This window comes from Monashia sp. NPDC004114, from assembly GCF_053603855.1.
Genome location: NZ_JBSGGK010000031.1, coordinates 18,843 through 37,276, shown reverse-complemented (window position 1 = coordinate 37,276; position 18,434 = coordinate 18,843). Strand labels below are relative to the sequence as shown.

Below are 18,434 nucleotides of genomic sequence, written 5' to 3'. Positions count from 1 at the left end.
GTGTATCGTCTTTGGTATGACCTCAGCGATCCAGGTCAACGACCTGCGCAAGACCTTCGGAGCCACGGTCGCCCTCGACGGGCTCGACCTCGACGTGGCCACCGGAGAGATCCACGGCTTCCTCGGCCCCAACGGTGCCGGCAAGTCCACGACCATCCGCATCCTGCTCGGCCTGCTCCGCTCCGACGGTGGCAGTGCCACCCTGCTCGGCGGCGACCCATGGCGCGACGTCGAGTCTCTGCACCGGCGGCTGGCCTACGTCCCGGGCGACGTCGCACTGTGGCCCAACCTCACGGGCGGCGAGGTCATCGACCTGCTCGGCAAGCTTCGCGGCGGGCTCAACGAGAAGCGCCGCGCCGAGCTGCTCGAGCGGTTCGACCTCGACCCCACCAAGAAGGGCCGGTCGTACTCCAAGGGCAACCGTCAGAAGGTGGCCCTCGTCGCGGCCCTGGCCTCGGACGTCGAGCTGTTCCTGCTCGACGAGCCGACCTCGGGTCTCGACCCGCTGATGGAGGCGGTCTTCAAGGAAGCCGCCCGCGAGCTCCGGGAGCGCGGCGCCACGATCCTGCTCTCCAGCCACATCCTCAGCGAGGTCGAGTCGCTCTGCGACCGGGTCAGCATCATCCGGGCCGGGCGCAACGTCGAGTCCGGCACGCTCGACCAGCTGCGGCACCTGTCGCGCACCACGGTGGACGCCACGCTCGAGCGCACGATCGAGGCGGCCGAGCTCGACGGGGTGCCAGGGTTGGCCGATCTCGCCGTCACCGACCACCATGTCGTGTGCGCCGTCGAGACCCAGCACCTCGGTGACCTGCTCGCCGTCCTCGGCCGGCACGGCATCAGGACGCTGACCAGCGCGCCGCCCACGCTCGAAGAGCTCTTCATGGAGCAGTACCGCTCGACCGCCGCCGGCCCCGACGGCGAGCAGCCTGCTCGGGAGGCGGCGACCACCCGATGAACGGCTTCACCGGAACCGGCGCCCTCCTGCGCCTTGCAGCCCGGCGGGACCGGGTGCTCATCCCTGTCAGCATCCTCGTCCTCGTCGTGTTCGTCGCCGGCTCAGCACAGGCGACGGTGGCGCTCTATCCCGACACCGGATCTGCGCTCGGTGCGATCGGCGACATCTTCAAGAACCCGGCCCTCGTCGCGATGTACGGCCCGCTGACGAGCATGACCCTCGACGCGTTCGCGGTCTTCAAGACCATCCTGCTCGGCGCCGTCTTCCTCTGCCTGCTCGCCTACATCGTCGTGCGCCGGCACACCCGGACCGAGGAGGAGGAAGGACGGCTCGAGCTGGTCGGGTCCGGCGTCGTCGGTCGACGCGCGCCCCTCGCCGCCGCGGTCCTGCTGGGGACCATCGCCGTGCTCGTCACGGCCCTTCTGATCACGATCTCCGCGATCGGCGTCGGCCTCGACCACACCGGCTCGGTCGCTCTCGGCGTCGCCTGGCTGACGATCGGGCTGACCTGGGTCGGCGTGACCGCCTTCGCGGCCCAGCTCACCGAGACCGCCCGCGGCACCGCGACGTTCTCGCTCGGGGCTCTCGGCGTCGCCTTCCTGCTCCGCGCCGTCGGCGACACGGCCGCAGACGACAGCCCAGTCCGCTTCCTCACCTGGATCTCTCCCCTGGGCTGGGGCGAGAAGGTGTCCCCCTACGGCGAGAACCGCCTCTGGCCCCTGCTCCTCGGCGTCGCGGCATACGCAGCGCTCACCGCGACCGCCTTCTACCTGCTCGAGCGACGCGACCTCGGCGCGGGCATCATCCCGCCACGGCCCGGCCCCGCCAGGGGGCGGATGTCCACCGTCGAGGGGCTGACCGCGCGGCTGGCCCGGGGCACGGTGATCGGCTGGGTGGTCCTTTCGGTGTTGCTGGGCTCGGTCGTCGGGTCCATCGCCGGCAACGTCCAGTCCCTCATGGACTCCCCGCAGACCGCGGAGCTGCTCCGCAAGCTCGGCAGCGGCGTCGGATCCCTCGTCGACACGTTCTTCACGGCGGAGCTGCACATCGCTGCGATCGCTGTCGCAGCGATGGGGATCTCGCTCGTCACGCGGATGCGCTCTGAGGAGACGTCGATGCGTGCGGAGTCCGTCCTCGCCACCGCGGTGACCCGCATCCGGTGGGGTCTGGCGCACGCCGGCACGGCCATGGTCGCCACGGCCGTCGTGATGGCCCTCGTCGGTGCGTCCGCGGGACTCGTCGACGGCCGCCGCACGGGTGATGTCGCCGGCTCGGTGGGACGGCTCGTCGCGGCATCGCTCGTCACCCTGCCCGCGATCTGGGTGTGCATCGCGATCGCCGTCGCCTTCGTCGGCCTGGTGCCGCGGTTCACCGGGCTCGTCTGGGCGGTCCTCATCGCGTTCCTGCTGCTCGGCGAGTTCGCGACGATCTTCGGGCTGCCGGACTGGACGACGAACCTGTCGCCGTTCGGGCATGTCCCGGCGCTTCCAGGCGGGACCTTCCACGCCACCCCCGTCGTCGCGCTCCTCGTGATCGCTGCCGCGGTGTTGGCCATCGGGCTCGCCGGGCTGCGGCGCAGAGACCTCCCGGCCTGACGTCGAGACCCGTCAGTCGGCGGGTCAGCTGCACCTGGTGCCGCCAAGGCGACCGGCAGGGCAGCCTGATCCGCCGACTGATGCCCGCCGACGTTGAGTCGACGTTGAGTCGACGTTGAGTCGGCGGATGACCCGGCGGATCAGTCGCTACGGTGTGCTCCATGACTGCGATCCCCGGCTTCTGGGCCGTGATTCCTGCCGGCGGAGCCGGCACGAGACTCTGGCCGATCTCGCGCCGGCAGTCACCGAAGTTCCTGCACGACCTGACCGGGTCCGGACAGTCCTTGCTGCGTGCGACGTGGGACCGCCTCGAGCCACTGGTCGGCGAGCAGATGCTGGTCGTCACCGGCACCGCCCACGAGGACGCCGTTCGGGCGCAGCTGCCGATGCTCGGCCACGACGCGGTCGTCGGAGAGCCGTCGCCCCGCGACTCGATGCCGGCCATCGGCCTCGCTGCGGCGATCCTCGAGCGTCGCGACCCGGAGGCCGTCCTCGGCTCCTTCGCGGCCGACCACGTCATCACCGAGCCGGACGCTTTCCGCGCGGCGGTCACCGAGGCGGTGGCGCTGGCCCGCCTGGGCGAGCTGGTCACCATCGGCATCGAGCCGACCCACCCGGCGACCGGTTTCGGCTACATCAAGCTCGGTGCCCACCTCGACGTCCCGGACGCCCCGAGCGCGCACCGGGTCGACGAGTTCGTCGAGAAGCCCGACAAGGCCACCGCCACGGCATACCTCTCCACGGGTGAGTACCGGTGGAACGCAGGCATGTTCGTCGTGGGAGCGACGACCCTGCTCGAGCTGCTCGCGCAGCAGCACCCGGACATGGTGAACCACCTGAGGACGATCGCGGCCGACCCGCGTCGGATGCGTGACCTGTGGCCGACCCTGCCCAAGATCGCCATCGACCATGCCGTCGCCGAGCCGGCCGCCGCCGCAGGCCGGGTCGCGGTCGTGCCGGCCGCTCTCGGCTGGGACGACATCGGAGACTTCGCGTCCCTGGCCGGCCTCGTCGCCCCCTCGGCCGAGCTCCCGGGGATCACGGCCATCGGACCGGCCGACGACATCATCACGATCGACTCGAAGGCCACGGTCGCGACCGGTGGCCGCCTCGTGGCCCTCATCGGGGTCGAGGACCTCGTGGTCGTCGACACCCAGGACGCCCTGCTCATCACGCGCCCCGACCGCGCTCAGGACGTCAAGAAGATCGTCGAGGCCCTCACCGCCCTCGGCCGCACCGACCTCACCTGACCACCGTTGGCGACGGCAACCCCGGCGGGACCCTAGATATGTCCGTGGGCCGGGTGTGCGTCGCTCAGTGGCACTGAGGGGCAACCTGTAGTCAGAAGGGTTGTCACCCACCCGCCATCGGAGACACCCCCGCAGGTCGCCCACCGGCGACCTGCGGTCGGCACCGTGGAACTGTGCGAGTCGCGATCGTGACCGAGTCGTTCCTCCCGAGTGTCAACGGCGTCACCAACAGCGTGTGCCGGGTCGTCGAGCACCTCACCGAGAGTGGGCACGACGTCACCGTCATCGCACCCCGGACCCGGGAGCAGGGTCCTGCCACCTTCTACGGCGCCGCAGTCCACCGCGTCACATCCCTGCCCGTCCGGCAGTTCGACGTCGGGCTGCCGATGCCCGAGATCGAACGCGTGCTCGAGGGCTTCGGGCCCGATGTCGTGCATGTCGCCAGCCCGTTCGTGCTCGGGGCAGGCGGCCTCGCCGCGGCCCGCCGTCTCGAGCTGCCCAGCGTCGCCGTCTTCCAGACCGACATGGCCGCATACGTGCGGCAGCACACGCCCGGCGCCGCCGGCACCGCCGCGGCCGCGACGACGTGGCGGTGGATCCGACGGATCCACTCGTGGGCCGACCTGACGCTGGCACCCTCGACCCAGTCGCTGGCTGACCTCCGCAGCCATGACGTGCCGCGAACCGCCTTGTGGGGCAGGGGCGTCGACGCCGCACTCTTCAACCCGGCCTGGCGTCTGGATGCCCTCACGCGGGCGATGCGCCGGGACCTGGCCCCGGACGGGGAGCTGCTCATCGGCTACGTCGGACGGCTCGCGCCGGAGAAGGAGGTCGACCGGCTCGCCGAGCTGGCCGACCTGCCGGGCACCCGCCTCGTCGTCGTCGGCGACGGTCCGTCGCGAGCCCTGCTCGGAGCGGTTCTCGCCGAGGCGGTCGCCTCGTCGCCAGGCCGGCCGAACCGCTCCCCCGTGTTCCTCGGGGCGCGGCACGGCGACGACCTGGCCCGCGCCTACGCCTGCCTCGACGTGTTCGTCCACACGGGCACCGCCGAGACCTTCGGCCAGACGATCCAGGAGGCCGGCGCGACCGCCCTGCCCGTGGTCGTGCCCCGGGCGGGCGGCCCTGTCGACCTCGTCGACGAGGGCGTCAACGGCTACCTGTTCGACCCCACGCGCGAGGGGTCCCTGCGCGACGAGGTATGCCGGGTGCTCGCCTCCGAGCGGCACCGTGCGGACCTCGGCCGGCGCGGCCTCGAACGAGTCCGCGACCGGTCGTGGGCGAGCGTCGTCGTGCGTCTCGTGGAGCACTTCGAGCACGTGCTCGCCGGTCGTCGGCGCGCCGGCGTGCGCGCGCCGGCCGCCTGAGCCGCAACGCCGACAAAGCGATCGCGTCAACAACCACCATCGAGGCGGGCCCGGACCTAGAGTGATCGACGGCGCCCGGCCAACGACGGTGGAGGTTCTGACGATGAGTGGTACGCGACTCGACTCTGGGTCGGCGTCGGGCGGTTCTGTCCCAGGGGGTGTGGGCACACCCGGCAGAGCACGGCTCGCGGAACGCACGCTCCGAGTCGACCGGTGGTGGGTTCAGCCGGTCGTCACTTTCGTCCTGCTCACCCTGTGGCTGCTCTATGCACTCGTGCGGACGGTCTCTCAGCGGGCCTACTTCGTCGAGGAGTACCACTACCTCTCGCCGTTCTCCTCCCCCTGTGTCTCCGAATCGTGCATCCCGGCATCACGCGACTTCGGCACGTGGTTCGGCGAGTTCCCGCCCTTCGTACCCTTCGCGCTGTTCATCCTGCCGTTCCTGCTCGGCTTCCGCCTCACCTGCTACTACTACCGCAAGGCCTACTACCGGTCGTTCTGGCTGTCGCCGCCGGCCTGCGCGGTGGCCGAGCCCCACGGGTCGTACACCGGTGAGACCCGCTTTCCGCTGATCCTGCAGAACATCCACCGCTACTTCTTCTACGCGGCCCTCGTCGTCTCGGCCCTCAACACCTACGACGCCATCCGTGCCTTCCACGGCGCCGACGGCGGCTTCGGCATCGGCCTGGGCACCGTCATCATGGTCGTCAACGTCTGCTTCCTCTGGCTCTACACGACGTCCTGCCACTCGTGCCGCCATCTCATCGGCGGCCGCCTCAAGCACTTCTCGAAGCACCCCGTCCGGTACCGCGCCTGGACCGTGGTGTCCCGGCTCAACACGCGGCACATGGAGCTGGCCTGGATCACCCTCGGCACGCTCATGCTCACGGACGCCTACATCGCCCTCGTGTCCATCGGGGCCATCACCGATCTGAGGTTCGTCAACTGATGAGCGCCGAGCTCGAGACCTATGACTACGACGTCCTGATCGTCGGCGCCGGAGGAGCCGGGCTTCGTGCGGCCATCGCCGCACGCGAGGCGGGCATGCGCACCGCGATCGTGTGCAAGTCCCTCTTCGGCAAGGCTCACACGGTCATGGCCGAGGGCGGGATCGCCGCGAGCATGGGCAACGTCAACAGCAACGACAGCTGGTCGGTGCACTTCGGCGACACGATGCGAGGCGGCAAGTTCCTCAACTCGTGGCGCATGGCCGAGCTGCACGCGAAGGAGGCCCCCGACCGGGTGTGGGAGCTCGAGACGTACGGTGCCCTGTTCGACCGGACCGCGGACGGGCGGATCAGCCAGCGCAACTTCGGCGGCCACGAGTACCCCAGGCTCGCTCACGTCGGGGACCGCACCGGCCTCGAGCTGATCCGGACCCTGCAGCAGAAGATCGTCTCGCTCCAGCAGGACGACGCGCGTGAGACCGGCGACGCCGAGAGCCGCCTCAAGGTCTTCGCCGAGTGCACCATCACCGAGCTGCTCCGGGACGCAGACGGAGCCGTCGCCGGCGGCTTCGGCTACTGGCGCGAGTCCGGCCGCTTCGTGCGGTTCAACGCACCGGCCGTCGTGCTCGCCACAGGCGGGATCGGCAAGTCGTTCAAGGTGACCTCCAACTCGTGGGAGTACACCGGCGACGGCCACGCGCTCGCCCTCCGGGCCGGCTCGACGCTCGTCAACATGGAGTTCGTCCAGTTCCACCCGACCGGCATGGTGTGGCCGCCGTCGGTCAAGGGAATCCTCGTCACGGAGTCAGTGCGCGGCGACGGCGGCATCCTCAAGAACTCCGAGGGCCGGCGGTTCATGTTCGACTACGTGCCCGACGTGTTCCGCGGCCAGTATGCCGAGACCGAGGAAGAGGGCGACCGCTGGTACACCGACCCGGACAACAACAAGCGACCACCGGAGCTGCTCCCGCGTGACGAGGTCGCCCGCGCGATCAACTCCGAGGTCAAGGCAGGCCGCGGGTCACCCCACGGCGGGGTCTTCCTCGACATCGCCTCGCGCCGCAGCGCCGCCGAGATCATGAAGCGGCTGCCCTCGATGCACCACCAGTTCAAGGAGCTTGCCGACGTCGACATCACGACCGAGCCGATGGAGGTCGGACCGACCTGCCACTACGTCATGGGCGGTGTCGAGGTCGACCCCGACACCGCCGCGGCCGCCCGCGTGCCCGGGCTGTTCGCCGCCGGCGAGGTGTCCGGCGGGATGCACGGGTCGAACCGGCTCGGTGGCAACTCCCTGTCGGACCTGCTCGTGTTCGGCGCCCGTGCGGGGGCCAGCGCTGCGGCATACGTCGAAGGGCTCGGGCAGACGCGGCCCGAGGTGCCGCAGGCGGCCATCGACGCCGCCGCTGCGGCAGCGCTCGCACCGTTCGAGGAGGAGGGCGGCGAGAACCCCTACTCGCTCCACCAGGAGCTGCAGCAGACGATGAACGACCTCGTCGGCATCATCCGCACCGCGCCCGAGATCGAGCGGGCCCTGGCCGCCCTCGAGGACCTCAAGGCGCGCAGCCGGCACCTCACCGTCGAAGGCCACCGGCAGTTCAACCCCGGCTGGCACCTCGCGCTCGACCTGCACAACATGCTCGCCGTCAGCGAGTGCGTCGCGCGAGCCGCGTTGCAGCGCAAGGAGAGCCGCGGCGGACACACCCGCGACGACTACCCCGGCATGAACCCCGAGTGGCGCGCGAAGAACCTCATCTGCTCGATGACGCCGGACGGCACCGGGATCACGGTCGAGGAGCAGCCGATGCCGCCGATGCGCGACGACCTGCTCGCCCTGTTCACGCGCGCCGAGCTGGGCAAGTACCTCACCCCGGACGAGCTGGCAGCCCTGCCCGAGCCGGCCGGACGAAGCGAAGGGAGCGGGTCATGAGCTACGACGCGACGTTCCGGGTCTGGCGGGGCGACGAGACCGGCGGCGAGCTCGTCGAGTACACGGTCGAGGTCAACGAGGGCGAGGTCGTCCTCGACGTCATCCACCGGCTCCAGGCCACGCAGGCCGGTGACCTCGCGGTCCGCTGGAACTGCAAGGCGGGCAAGTGCGGGTCGTGCAGCGCCGAGGTGAACGGCATACCCCGCTTGCTGTGCATGACACGGATGTCGACCTACGCCGAGGGCGAGACGGTCACCGTGACCCCGATGCGGACGTTCCCCGTCGTTCGCGACCTCGTCACCGACGTGTCCTTCAACTACGCCAAGGCTCGTGAGATCCCGGCGTTCGCGCCGCCGGACCTCGCACCCGGTGAGTACCGGATGGCTCAGGTGGACGTGGAGCGCTCGCAGGAGTTCCGCAAGTGCATCGAGTGCTACCTCTGCCAGAACACCTGCCACGTCGTGCGCGACCACGAGGCCAACAAGGACGCCTTCGCCGGGCCGCGGTTCCTCATCCGTGCCGCCGAGCTCGACATGCACCCGCTCGACGCGCGCACCGACCGCGCCGACCTCGCCCGCGACCAGCAGGGCATCGGGATGTGCAACATCACCAAGTGCTGCACCGAGGTCTGCCCCGAGCACATCCGGATCACCGACAACGCCATCATCCCGATGAAGGAGAGGGTCGCCGGGCGGCACTACGACCCGCTCGTCTGGCTCGGATCCAAGATCGGCCGTCGCAAGTCCGGAGCCCCACCACACCCCAGAGTCGATTGAGCGCTCCGTCCCACCGTCGAGTGAGCGCTCTGACTCACTCGACGCGGAAAGGGCGGGTGACCGCACACTGAACGCGCTTTGTTGAAATTGTCACAGTCGACCGTCTACCCCGGAGTAGCGAGCGGGGGCGCCGAAGCGCGGCGATAAGGTGCGTCCGTGGCCACCAACACTCTCCCCGAGGCGGGGGCACGTAAACCTGCCGCGGCACACCGCACCACCGTGTTCATGAAGCTGCTCATGGCCGTCTCCGGTGCGTTCTTCGTGCTCTACGTGTTCCTGCACATGTACGGAAACCTCAAGATCTTCGGCGGTGTCGCTGAGTTCGACGACTACGCCCTGCACCTGCGCACGATGTTCACGCCGTTCCTGCCGTTCGGTGGCCTGCTGTGGATCCTGCGGGTCCTGCTGGTGGTCGCGCTCGTCGTGCACGCCTGGTCCGCGTTCTACCTGTGGAGCCGGGCCCGCGGGGCCCGGACCACGCGCTACGTCGCCAAGGAGGCGGCGAAGGCGACGCTCCGGAGCAAGGTGATGCGCTGGGGTGGAGTGGCCATCCTGCTCTTCCTCGTCTGGCACCTGCTGCAGTTCACGATCCTCAAGTTCAACGTCGGCCCGGACGCCGTATCCGGTGACAGCGCAGGGCAGCTCGTCATCTCGAGCTTCCAGGTCTGGTGGGTCGTGCTGATCTACCTGCTCGCTCTCGTGGCCCTCGGCCTGCACCTGTGGCACGGCGTCTGGAGCGCCGCGCAGACGCTCGGGTGGACCGGGAGCGCCCGGACCCGGAGGCGCGCGAAGTACCAGGCCACGATCATCGCGCTCGTCATCAGCGTCGGGTTCGCGCTGCCGCCGCTCGCGATCCTGTTCGGAATCGTCAAGGGGAGCTGACCGATGACCACGACAGCCAACGCACCGCTCATCCACGGCCTCTACTCCGAGGGCGACCCGATCCAGGACACCAAGGCGCCGGAGGGACCGATCGCGGACCGCTGGAGCACGCGCAAGTTCGAGGCGGCCCTGGTCAACCCGGCCAACCGGCGCAAGCTCTCGGTCATCGTCGTCGGCACCGGACTCGCAGGTGGCGCGGCCGCCGCGACGCTCGGTGAGGCCGGCTACCGCGTGAAGACCTTCTGCTACCAGGACTCCCCGCGCCGCGCCCACTCGATCGCGGCCCAGGGCGGCATCAACGCGGCCAAGAACTACAAGGAGGACGGCGACTCGACGTATCGCCTCTTCTACGACACGGTCAAGGGCGGTGACTACCGCTCCCGCGAGTCGAACGTCTACCGCCTCGCCGAGGTCAGCACCAGCATCATCGACCAGTGCGTCGCGCAGGGCGTGCCCTTCGCGCGCGAGTACGGCGGCCTCCTCGACAACCGCTCCTTCGGCGGGGTTCAGGTGTCGCGGACGTTCTACGCCCGCGGCCAGACGGGGCAGCAGCTGCTCCTCGGCGCCTACCAGGCGCTCGAGCGTCAGGTGGCTGCCGGCACCGTCGAGATGTTCAGCCGCCACGAGATGCTCGAGCTCGTCGTCGTCGACGGCCGGGCCCGCGGCATCATCGCCCGCGACCTCGTGACAGGTGAGGTCGAGACCCACCTGGCCGACGCCGTCGTCCTGGCGAGCGGTGGCTACGGCAACGTCTTCTTCCTGTCGACCAACGCGATGGGCAGCAACGTCACCGCGACGTGGCGCGCGCACCGCAAGGGCGCCTACTTCGGCAACCCGTGCTACACGCAGATCCACCCGACGTGCATCCCGGTCTCGGGCGAGCACCAGAGCAAGCTGACGCTCATGTCGGAGTCGCTGCGCAACGACGGGCGGATCTGGGTGCCCAAGAAGGCCGAGGACTGCGACAAGGACCCGCGGCAGATCCCCGAGGAGGACCGCGACTACTACCTCGAGCGGATCTATCCCTCCTTCGGCAACCTGGTCCCCCGTGACATCGCCTCTCGCGCAGCGAAGTACGTCTGCGACGAGGGCCGGGGTGTCGGCCCGAAGGTCGGCGACTTCCGCCGTGGCGTCTACCTCGACTTCACCGACGCGCTCAAGCGGATGAGCGCCGAGGCGATCGCCGAGAAGTACGGCAACCTGCTCGACATGTACCAGCGGATCACGGGCGAGAACCCCTACGAGGTGCCGATGCGCATCTACCCGGCGGTGCACTACACGATGGGCGGCCTGTGGGTCGACTACGACCTCCAGTCGAGCATCCCCGGCCTCTTCGTCACCGGTGAGGCGAACTTCTCCGACCACGGGGCCAACCGGCTCGGCGCCTCAGCCCTCATGCAGGGCCTGGGCGATGGCTACTTCGTGCTGCCGCACACCATCCGCGACTACCTCGCCAAGGGTCCGTACCCCCAGCTGGACGAGAGCCACCCCGACGTCGTCGAGGCGAAGGCCGAGGTCGACTCCCGCGTATCCCGGCTGCTGTCGATCAACGGCGACCGGTCGGTCGACTCCTTCCACCGTGAGCTCGGCAGCATCATGTGGGAGTACTGCGGCATGGAGCGGAGCGAGGAGGGCCTGCTCAAGGCCATCGACCTCATCCGCGGGTTGCGCGACGAGTTCTGGCGCAACCTCAAGGTGCTCGGGTCCGCCGAGACCCTCAACCAGAGCCTCGAGAAGGCCGGCCGCGTCGCCGACTTCCTCGAGCTCGGCGAGCTGATGTGCATCGACGCCCTGCACCGGCGGGAGTCGTGCGGCGGGCACTTCCGTGCCGAGAGCCAGACCGAGGACGGCGAGGCGCTGCGCCACGACGACGAGTTCGCGTACGTCGCGGCGTGGGAGTGGGGCGGTGAGGGCGGGGCACCGGTCCTGCACAAGGAAGACCTCGTCTACGAGTTCGTCGAGATGAAGCAGCGGAGCTACAAGTGACCGAGAACACCCCGATGAACCTCACCCTCAAGATCTGGCGCCAGTCCGGTCCGAAGGCGAAGGGCGAGATGGTGACCTACCCGGTCACGGACATCTCCCCCGACATGTCCTTCCTCGAGATGCTCGACGTGCTCAACGAGCAGCTGAACGCCCGCGGGGAGGAGCCGATCGCTTTCGACTCCGACTGCCGTGAGGGCATCTGTGGCATGTGCGGTCTGATGATCTCGGGCAAGGCGCACGGGCCGGAGGTCACGACGACCTGCCAGCTGCACATGCGCTCGTTCAAGGACGGCGACGAGATCACCATCGAGCCGTGGCGGGCCGACGCCTTCCCGGTGATCAAGGACCTCGTCGTCGACCGCACGTCGTTCGACCGGATCATCCAGGCCGGCGGCTTCATCAGCGCGAACACCGGCGCGGCGCCGGAGGCCCACTCGGTCCCCGTGCCCAAGCCGAAGGCGGACCGCGCGTTCATGGCCGCAGCCTGCATCGGCTGCGGCGCCTGCGTCGCGGCGTGTCCCAACGCCTCCGGCATGCTCTTCATGGGCGCGAAGATCACCCACCTGGGCGAGCTTCCGCAGGGCCAGCCGGAGCGTGACGCGCGGGTCGTCACCATGGTGAGCCAGCACGACGCCGAGGGGTTCGGCGGCTGCACCAACATCGGCGAGTGCTCCCTGGCCTGCCCCAAGGAGATCCCGCTCGACGTCATCAACCAGCTGAACCGGGACCTGCGCCACGCGCTCGTCCACCGCGAGGTGCTGTAGACCTGACGACACTTCGTCCGACCGCCCGCCCCGGACCTCCGGGGCGGGTTAGTCTTTCCCGGCGATGACGACTGCTGACCGGAGCCAGCGACGCCCGTGGACGATCCCCGTCGCGGGCGCCCTGCTCAGCGCAACCGCACTGGGCCTGTCGGTGACGACGGCGGGAGCCGCCGAGCCGGCCATGGCACCGGGTGTGGCGTCGGCCGGCGCCCCGGCGGTCGCGCCCGCTGGCTCTCCTGCCGTCGCGCCTGCTGCCGCTCCGGCGGCCGGGCCGACGTGTGCGCCTTGGCAGACCCCGACCGTCGTGCCTCCCGGCGTCGTGCTCACCCCACGGGTTTTCCCTAGCGCCGAGCCGACGACGCCCACGACTGCTCCCGTGACGCCCAAAGCGACAGTCACGCCGCCTCCGCGCCCCGGCGCGCCGATCAAGCCAGCCAGACCGGCCAAACCGCGGACCGTATGCCGTAACGCCCCTCCCACGCCGTTCGCTCACCCCGCATGGGCCGCGGACACGGTCGTCGGAGGCTCCCGGCTCGGGTCGACCGGCGTCGTCGTCGATGCCCGTCCCGGAGTGCCGGCACCCCCTGACGTCTTCGACGTCTCCTACGTCATCGCGGACCTCGGCACCGGCGAGATCCTGGCCGCAAAGTCGCCGCACGCGTGGCTGCGCCCCGCGAGCACACTGAAGACCCTGACGGCGCTGACCCTGATGCCGCGGCTCGACCCCCGCACCGTGGTCCGCGCGAGCGCGGACGCGCAGAACGCGGAGGGCTCGCGGGTGGGAATCATCGCCGGCAACCCCTATCCGGTCCACAGCCTGTTCGACGCGATGCTGATGTTCTCCGCCAACGACGCCGTCTACACGCTGGCCGACGCGGCCGGCGGCTACGACCGCACGGTGGCGTTGATGAACGAGACGACCCAGCAGATCGGCGCCTTCGACACCGTGGTGGTCGACCCGAGCGGTCTCGACGAGGGCAACCAGCGCTCGAGCGCCTACGACCTTGCCCTCATCGCCCGGCAGGCCATGCTGCTCCCGGAGTTCCGCTCGACGATCGTCAAGCGCGACGCGGTCTTTCCGGGCGGCAAGGACGTGTCGGGCAAGGTGTGGAAGCCGTTCCACATCTACAACATCAACGACCTGCTCAGGCACTACCAGGGTGCCGTGGGGATCAAGCCGGGCCGGACCGATCGCGCCCAGCACACGTTCATCGGCGCCGCGACGCGCGGCGGCCGCACCCTCCTGGTCGCCCAGATGGGCAGCGTCACCGGCTCGTGGAAGCCGACTGCGGCGCTGCTCGACTGGGGCTTCGCCAACGCGGGGCGCGTCACGCCCGTCGGGCGTCTCGTCTCACCGGGCGAGGCGACACCACCGAGCGCCACGACCGCGACGGCCGTGAAGCCCTCGGCCGGACCGGCGACGCCCGCCGCCGGTATCACCACGCCCCCGCCGTCGTCGGTCGAGCTGGCGGTGGCCTCCATCGCCGGATCGGGCCGTGAGTCGGTGCTTCTCGTCGGAGGCGGCGCACTCGCGGTGCTCCTCGTCGCCATCGCCACCATCATGGGTGTCCGTCGGGCCCGCCGCCGCAGTGACGGGAGCTCCACGTGACCTCCGTCGGCCTCGTCGCCTGTGACGAGCGCGCCTACCGCGCCGTCCCGTAGCTCTGGCTCCGGCCACTCGAGCTGACACACGCGCGCCCGATCGAGTGGTTCCTTCAGATGGCCTTTCGAGCCCACTCCCAGGCGTCGTCAGCGCCGGCGCCTGCGACGTGTCCCGAGCACGGCGGCCGTCGCGGCCGCACCGAGCACGGCTCCGGCCGCGACGCTGACCCGGTCCGCCGCCCGCGAGCCCCCCGCTGACGTATGCCGTTCCGTCGCATCCAGCGGCGCGGCATACGTCGGGGCGCCGGTGGCGGGCGGAGGGGCCGACATCGCGCCGGCGGCCGCGGCGGACAGAGCCGGAGGACGCGGCAGGTCCTGATCGGGGGTGCCGACGCGGTCGAGCGTCGGGCCGATGTTCGCGGCGCCCAGTCGCTCGACGTCGACGTTGGCGGCCGCCCAGGCCGCCGACAGCAGGATGATGCGGGAGATGAGGTTGAGCCAGAAGAGCAGACCGACGGAGACGGCGACGGCACCGAGGAGGGGGTTCGACGTCACCCTGCTGACGAGGTAGCCACCGATCAGCTTGAGCAGCGTGATCGCGAGCGCGCCGAGCACGGCGCCGTCGCGGACGTTGCGCCACGGCAGCGAGATCCGCGAGAACATCCGCAGCAGGATGACCATGATGGCGGTGTCGAGGGCGACCCCGAGCACGAACCCGAGCACGCCGACCAAGGGTCCGGTGCCGCTCAGCCCGAGCCAGCCTGCCACGGTGCCGGTCCAGCCGCCCACGGCGCTCGTGACGAAGGCCGACACGAGGATGGCCGCCCCGAGGGTCACGAGTGCGAACAGGTCGCGGACCCGCCGGAACACGACGTTGTCGCTCGAGGCCTTGAGGCCGAACAGCCCCCGGATCCCAGTGCGCAACGCGCCCACCCAGCCAAGGCCCGCGAGGAGCAGGGTGACGAACGAGATGACGCCGGTGATGGTCAGGGTCAGGCTGGAAGGCGCCTCGATGCTGATGACGCCGTTCGGCGTCTCCGGTGTCTTGACCATCCCGGGGAACGCGTCGTTGACCGACTGGACGAGGGTCTGCATGACATCGGGCCGGTCCTTGAGGATGGTCCCGAACACCGCGAAGGCGAGGGCCAGGGCCGGGAAGAGCGAGAAGAAAGCGAAGTAGGCCACCCCCGCCGCCAGCAGGTTGCCGTTGGCGATGGCGTAGCGGCGCCATGCCTCATACGGTCGCGAGGCCTTGACCCACGTGGTCAACGCCTGGAACCTCGGCACCGGTCAGCCTCCCGACAGCTCGAACTCGTGAACGGGGCGCCACACGTCGTCCGTGCCCAGCTCGTAGAGGTAGTACGACGTCACGTGGAAGTCGATGCTGTAGTCGGCAAGCTCGTCGAACGCACGGTTGAGGGCGTCCAGAGGGACGTTGTGGGCGATCGTCACGTGCGGGTGGTAGTTGAACTCGAGCTCGCGCTGCACGGGGCCGGACCGCAGGTCGGACTCGAGGCCCTCACAGGCCGACACTCCCTGCGCCACCTGGATGAACACCACATCGGAGACCGGGCGGAACGTGCCGGTGCCCCGCAGCACGACCCGGAAGGGGCCGTGCTGGGCGGCCACCTTCGCGCAGTGCTCGCGGAAGGCGGCATACCCCTCGTCGTCGACCTCGGTCGGGGGCAGCAGGGTGATGTGAGCGGGGATCTGCCACGCGGACGTGTCACCGAACGCGCCGCGACGCTCCTGGAGGAACTCGCCGTGCGGTGACGGGATCGGGATCGAGACACCGATCGTCGTGGGATGGCCAACACTCACGACCCCGACCGTACCGAACGTGGCGAGCCGCCGGAACATCAGCCGCACAGACGAGTCGGGCCGGGTAGGGTGCCGCCCATGAGTCTGCACGTCACCGCCCAGGCGAGGTATGCGTTCCTGGGCGAGCTGATCGCGGAGCGTCTGCAGCCCCCGGCCCGCATCGTCGAGCTGGGTGCGGCTCCCGGTGACCAGATCGTCAAGATCGCGGACCGCGGCTACGACGCGACCGCCGTGGACATCGGCGTGGCCTCCGACGGCTGGGCCGACGGCACCGAGGGCCGCATGAAGGACCTGCTGGCGGCTGGCGGCGTCGACTACGTCGAGTGGGACCTCGAGCGCACCCCCTACCCGCTCGACGACGACTCGTTCGACGGCGTGATCTTCACCGAGGTCTTCGAGCATCTGCGCGACTACCCCGTACGCTCCCTCAGCGAGGTCGCCCGGATCCTGCGACCCGGCGGGTACCTGTTCTTCACGACGCCCAACGCGGCATACGTCATGAACCGCATCCGGCTGCTGCGCGGCGGCACGGTGCACACCCCGCTCGACGACTGGATCGGCGGGGTCCCACACGCCCGGCACGCCCGCGAGTACCTCTTCCCCGAGGTCGAGCGCTGCATGGCCATCGCCGGCCTGGAGATCGAGTACTCCACGAGCCGGCACTTCCACACCGAGGACGCGTCGTCAGTCCGCCGGGTCGTCAAGCAGGGGCTCAACCGGATGTCGATCGCGCGCCCGACCCTGGGTCCGATGATCGTCATGGTCGCCCGCAAGCCGCTGCGCCCGTCCGGCTCCTGAGCAGCGACGATCACGGCCGGCTTCAGCTCGTCAGGGCACGCCGGTAGAGCTCCGCGACCGCGGGGACGCCGTGGATCTCCTGCGTGCGCTCGCTGATGAGCGACGCGGTCGCGGGCGTGTAGTCGGCGATGGCCTGCGCCAGTCCGGCGACCGGATCCGGGGTCAGGACGACCAGGCCATCGGTGGCCAGCTCCTGGGCTCCCGCCCTGCCGTCGTTGGTGATGCAGACACAACCTCGGGAGGCACCCCACATGAGCGGACCGCTCGCAGCGAAGGCGTTGTCGCCTTCGGACGGCCGGCGGAAACGGACCACGATGCCGGCGGCCGCGAAGGTTGCGAGCAGATCGTCCTCCATCTGGAACCCCGTGAACTCGACGTCCGGGCGGTCACCGAAGACCTCCACGAGGTGCCGTCTGAGCGCCGGTGAGCAGGAGCCGACCACGAGGCTCCACCCGGACTGAGCCGTGACGTCGGCTATCGCTTCGACCTCCGCTGCGTCGGCCACCGGCCCAGGGAGGAACACTGCGCGATTCTTGGCAGCGAGTACCGGGTGGTCGACGACATGTGGCAGCGGGTGAACCACGCGCCCGAACTTCAGTGCGAGCCGGTCGGCGCCTTCCCCGGTCAGCGCCAGCACGGTCGCGGCCGACGCGATGACACGGCGTTCGAGGCGGGCTCCCACGGTGGACGACAGCAGGAGTCCAGCACGCCGGAAACCGCGGCGGTCGAGCCCGCGAAACAGCAAAGACGCGCCGACGAGCGACGGCGCGTCGTGGCACGTGACGACGAGTCGCGGACCACCACCCGCGGTCACCAGCCCGACGCAGAGGAAGAACTCGAAGAGCGACCGCCCGCCGAGCTCGACATGGCACAACGATGCGCTGCTACGCCTCAGGCGCCTGCCCAGGCGCCACCCGCGCGCGGCTGCGCGAAGGGTCTGCGCGTCGGACGGGTCCGGTGGGGCCTGGACAGCTGTTACGGGGCCACGTCGCTCGAGGACGCGCTGGAACACGCGTGCATAGAGCGCGATCCCGCTGCGCGACGGTGGAAACTTGCTGACGTAGACGGTGCCATCGTGAACGCCCGTCTCCATCGCGACAGGCTACAGCGGAGCCGCCCGGGGAGTGTGCGACCATCTACACCATGTCCTCGCCGACGCTCCGCTCTCGCCTGCCCCGGCCCCTGCGGAAAGTGACGCCGAACAGGGGTGTCGCGGAGCTCCTGCACAACCGCTTGCTGACCCATGTCCCCTGGAACTCTGCGCGGCTCGCCTATCTGCGTGCCTTGGGTCTCAGCGCCGGTGAGCACACGTACCTGTTCGGCGGGTCCGAGGTCCTCGCGGCACAGAACCTGACCATCGAGGGCAACTGCCACGTGGGTCGGCTGTGCCTGCTGGACGCGCGCGGCGGGATCACGCTCGGCCGGAATGTCGTGATCGCCAGCCGCACCCAGCTCATCACCGCCGACCACGACATCAACGCACCGGGCTTCGACGGCCGCCTCGGCAGCATCCGGATCGAGGATCGCGTCTGGCTCGGAAGCAGCGTGATCGTGCTCAAGGGAGTGACGATCGGCGAGGGCGCCGTCGTCGCCGCAGGATCCGTCGTCCACCGTGACGTCGAACCGTGGACCGTCGTCAGCGGGGTGCCGGCCAAGGTCATCGGCAGCCGGTCTCCCCACCAGACGTACGAGATCGACTACGGCCCCGAATGGTACTGACAGCGACGCTGCCCTCAGCGAGCAACAGGGGCGGACAGCTGC

Annotated in this window: 16 protein-coding genes; 13 read left to right on the top strand and 3 right to left on the bottom strand. The window is 70.0% G+C overall.

Translation table 11 applies throughout. From position 1 onward, the window contains the following. Window positions 1–16 precede the first annotated feature (16 nt). The 11 genes from ACWEOW_RS24355 (at window position 17) to ACWEOW_RS24305 (ending at window position 14,061) form a co-directional block, all read left to right on the top strand. Window positions 17–958 (top strand): ATP-binding cassette domain-containing protein, encoded by a 942-nt coding sequence (locus ACWEOW_RS24355; RefSeq protein ID WP_452271841.1) that lies wholly within the window; start codon window positions 17–19, stop codon window positions 956–958. Next, a complete protein-coding gene (locus ACWEOW_RS24350) occupies window positions 955–2,553 on the top strand; it encodes an ABC transporter permease (RefSeq protein ID WP_452271840.1) in 1,599 nt (532 codons plus the stop codon). The genes ACWEOW_RS24355 and ACWEOW_RS24350 overlap by 4 nt, the downstream gene beginning before the upstream one ends. A gap of 161 nt (window positions 2,554–2,714) precedes the next feature. Further along, window positions 2,715–3,803: a mannose-1-phosphate guanylyltransferase gene (locus ACWEOW_RS24345; RefSeq protein WP_452271839.1), complete on the top strand. Its 1,089-nt coding sequence runs from the start codon at window positions 2,715–2,717 to the stop codon at window positions 3,801–3,803. Between the two features lie 173 nt (window positions 3,804–3,976). Continuing rightward, window positions 3,977–5,167 carry a glycosyltransferase family 4 protein gene (locus ACWEOW_RS24340; RefSeq protein ID WP_452271838.1) on the top strand — a complete coding sequence of 397 codons (1,191 nt, stop codon included), beginning with the start codon at window positions 3,977–3,979 and terminating at the stop codon, window positions 5,165–5,167. Window positions 5,168–5,270: 103 nt separating this feature from the next. Then, window positions 5,271–6,116, top strand: a complete 846-nt coding sequence (locus ACWEOW_RS24335) for a hypothetical protein (RefSeq protein WP_452271837.1) — start codon at window positions 5,271–5,273, stop codon at window positions 6,114–6,116. Next, a complete protein-coding gene (locus ACWEOW_RS24330) occupies window positions 6,116–8,044 on the top strand; it encodes a fumarate reductase/succinate dehydrogenase flavoprotein subunit (RefSeq protein ID WP_452271836.1) in 1,929 nt (642 codons plus the stop codon). The genes ACWEOW_RS24335 and ACWEOW_RS24330 overlap by 1 nt, the downstream gene beginning before the upstream one ends. Then, on the top strand, window positions 8,041–8,820 hold the full coding sequence (locus ACWEOW_RS24325) for a succinate dehydrogenase/fumarate reductase iron-sulfur subunit (RefSeq protein WP_452271835.1): 780 nt from the start codon (window positions 8,041–8,043) through the stop codon (window positions 8,818–8,820). The genes ACWEOW_RS24330 and ACWEOW_RS24325 overlap by 4 nt, the downstream gene beginning before the upstream one ends. A 156-nt stretch (window positions 8,821–8,976) precedes the next feature. Next, the gene (locus tag ACWEOW_RS24320; protein ID WP_452271834.1) at window positions 8,977–9,702 is read left to right on the top strand and encodes a succinate dehydrogenase cytochrome b subunit; all 726 of its coding nucleotides are present in this window, start codon (window positions 8,977–8,979) and stop codon (window positions 9,700–9,702) included. 3 nt (window positions 9,703–9,705) lie between these two features. After that, window positions 9,706–11,688 carry a fumarate reductase/succinate dehydrogenase flavoprotein subunit gene (locus tag ACWEOW_RS24315; RefSeq protein ID WP_452271833.1) on the top strand — a complete coding sequence of 661 codons (1,983 nt, stop codon included), beginning with the start codon at window positions 9,706–9,708 and terminating at the stop codon, window positions 11,686–11,688. A gap of 14 nt (window positions 11,689–11,702) precedes the next feature. After that, window positions 11,703–12,452 (top strand): succinate dehydrogenase/fumarate reductase iron-sulfur subunit, encoded by a 750-nt coding sequence (locus ACWEOW_RS24310; RefSeq protein ID WP_452271853.1) that lies wholly within the window; start codon window positions 11,703–11,705, stop codon window positions 12,450–12,452. Window positions 12,453–12,516: 64 nt separating this feature from the next. Continuing rightward, a complete protein-coding gene (locus ACWEOW_RS24305) occupies window positions 12,517–14,061 on the top strand; it encodes a D-alanyl-D-alanine carboxypeptidase family protein (RefSeq protein WP_452271832.1) in 1,545 nt (514 codons plus the stop codon). A gap of 140 nt (window positions 14,062–14,201) precedes the next feature. Here the strand turns inward: ACWEOW_RS24305 and ACWEOW_RS24300 are convergent, their stop codons facing one another. Both ACWEOW_RS24300 and ACWEOW_RS24295 read right to left on the bottom strand, forming a co-directional pair. Beyond that, entirely contained in the window at window positions 14,202–15,323 is a 1,122-nt protein-coding gene (locus tag ACWEOW_RS24300; protein WP_452271831.1) for a YihY/virulence factor BrkB family protein, read from the bottom strand. Window positions 15,324–15,344: 21 nt separating this feature from the next. After that, the gene (locus ACWEOW_RS24295) at window positions 15,345–15,875 is read right to left on the bottom strand and encodes a 2'-5' RNA ligase family protein (RefSeq protein ID WP_452271830.1); all 531 of its coding nucleotides are present in this window, start codon (window positions 15,873–15,875) and stop codon (window positions 15,345–15,347) included. Between the two features lie 78 nt (window positions 15,876–15,953). Between ACWEOW_RS24295 and ACWEOW_RS24290 the strand changes: the two genes are divergently transcribed. Further along, a complete protein-coding gene (locus ACWEOW_RS24290; RefSeq protein ID WP_452271829.1) occupies window positions 15,954–16,673 on the top strand; it encodes a class I SAM-dependent methyltransferase in 720 nt (239 codons plus the stop codon). Window positions 16,674–16,695: 22 nt separating this feature from the next. Here ACWEOW_RS24290 and ACWEOW_RS24285 read toward each other — a convergent pair whose 3' ends face one another. After that, a complete protein-coding gene (locus ACWEOW_RS24285; protein WP_452271828.1) occupies window positions 16,696–17,766 on the bottom strand; it encodes a hypothetical protein in 1,071 nt (356 codons plus the stop codon). 50 nt (window positions 17,767–17,816) lie between these two features. On the opposite strand from ACWEOW_RS24285, the gene ACWEOW_RS24280 reads away from it, so the two are divergent. Then, window positions 17,817–18,392 carry an acyltransferase gene (locus ACWEOW_RS24280; RefSeq protein WP_452271827.1) on the top strand — a complete coding sequence of 192 codons (576 nt, stop codon included), beginning with the start codon at window positions 17,817–17,819 and terminating at the stop codon, window positions 18,390–18,392. Window positions 18,393–18,434 lie beyond the last annotated feature (42 nt).

Bases quoted from the DNA above. Each gene is read 5' to 3' on its own strand.
- ACWEOW_RS24355 (WP_452271841.1), top strand. From the start codon at position 17: ATGACCTCAGCGATCCAGGTCAACGACCTGCGCAAGACCTTCGGAGCC.
- ACWEOW_RS24350 (WP_452271840.1), top strand. From the start codon at position 955: ATGAACGGCTTCACCGGAACCGGCGCCCTCCTGCGCCTTGCAGCCCGG.
- ACWEOW_RS24345 (WP_452271839.1), top strand. From the start codon at position 2,715: ATGACTGCGATCCCCGGCTTCTGGGCCGTGATTCCTGCCGGCGGAGCC.
- ACWEOW_RS24335 (WP_452271837.1), top strand. From the start codon at position 5,271: ATGAGTGGTACGCGACTCGACTCTGGGTCGGCGTCGGGCGGTTCTGTC.
- ACWEOW_RS24330 (WP_452271836.1), top strand. From the start codon at position 6,116: ATGAGCGCCGAGCTCGAGACCTATGACTACGACGTCCTGATCGTCGGC.
- ACWEOW_RS24325 (WP_452271835.1), top strand. From the start codon at position 8,041: ATGAGCTACGACGCGACGTTCCGGGTCTGGCGGGGCGACGAGACCGGC.
- ACWEOW_RS24315 (WP_452271833.1), top strand. From the start codon at position 9,706: ATGACCACGACAGCCAACGCACCGCTCATCCACGGCCTCTACTCCGAG.
- ACWEOW_RS24310 (WP_452271853.1), top strand. From the start codon at position 11,703: ATGAACCTCACCCTCAAGATCTGGCGCCAGTCCGGTCCGAAGGCGAAG.
- ACWEOW_RS24305 (WP_452271832.1), top strand. From the start codon at position 12,517: ATGACGACTGCTGACCGGAGCCAGCGACGCCCGTGGACGATCCCCGTC.
- ACWEOW_RS24290 (WP_452271829.1), top strand. From the start codon at position 15,954: ATGAGTCTGCACGTCACCGCCCAGGCGAGGTATGCGTTCCTGGGCGAG.
- ACWEOW_RS24285 (WP_452271828.1), bottom strand. From the start codon at position 17,766: ATGGAGACGGGCGTTCACGATGGCACCGTCTACGTCAGCAAGTTTCCA.
- ACWEOW_RS24280 (WP_452271827.1), top strand. From the start codon at position 17,817: ATGTCCTCGCCGACGCTCCGCTCTCGCCTGCCCCGGCCCCTGCGGAAA.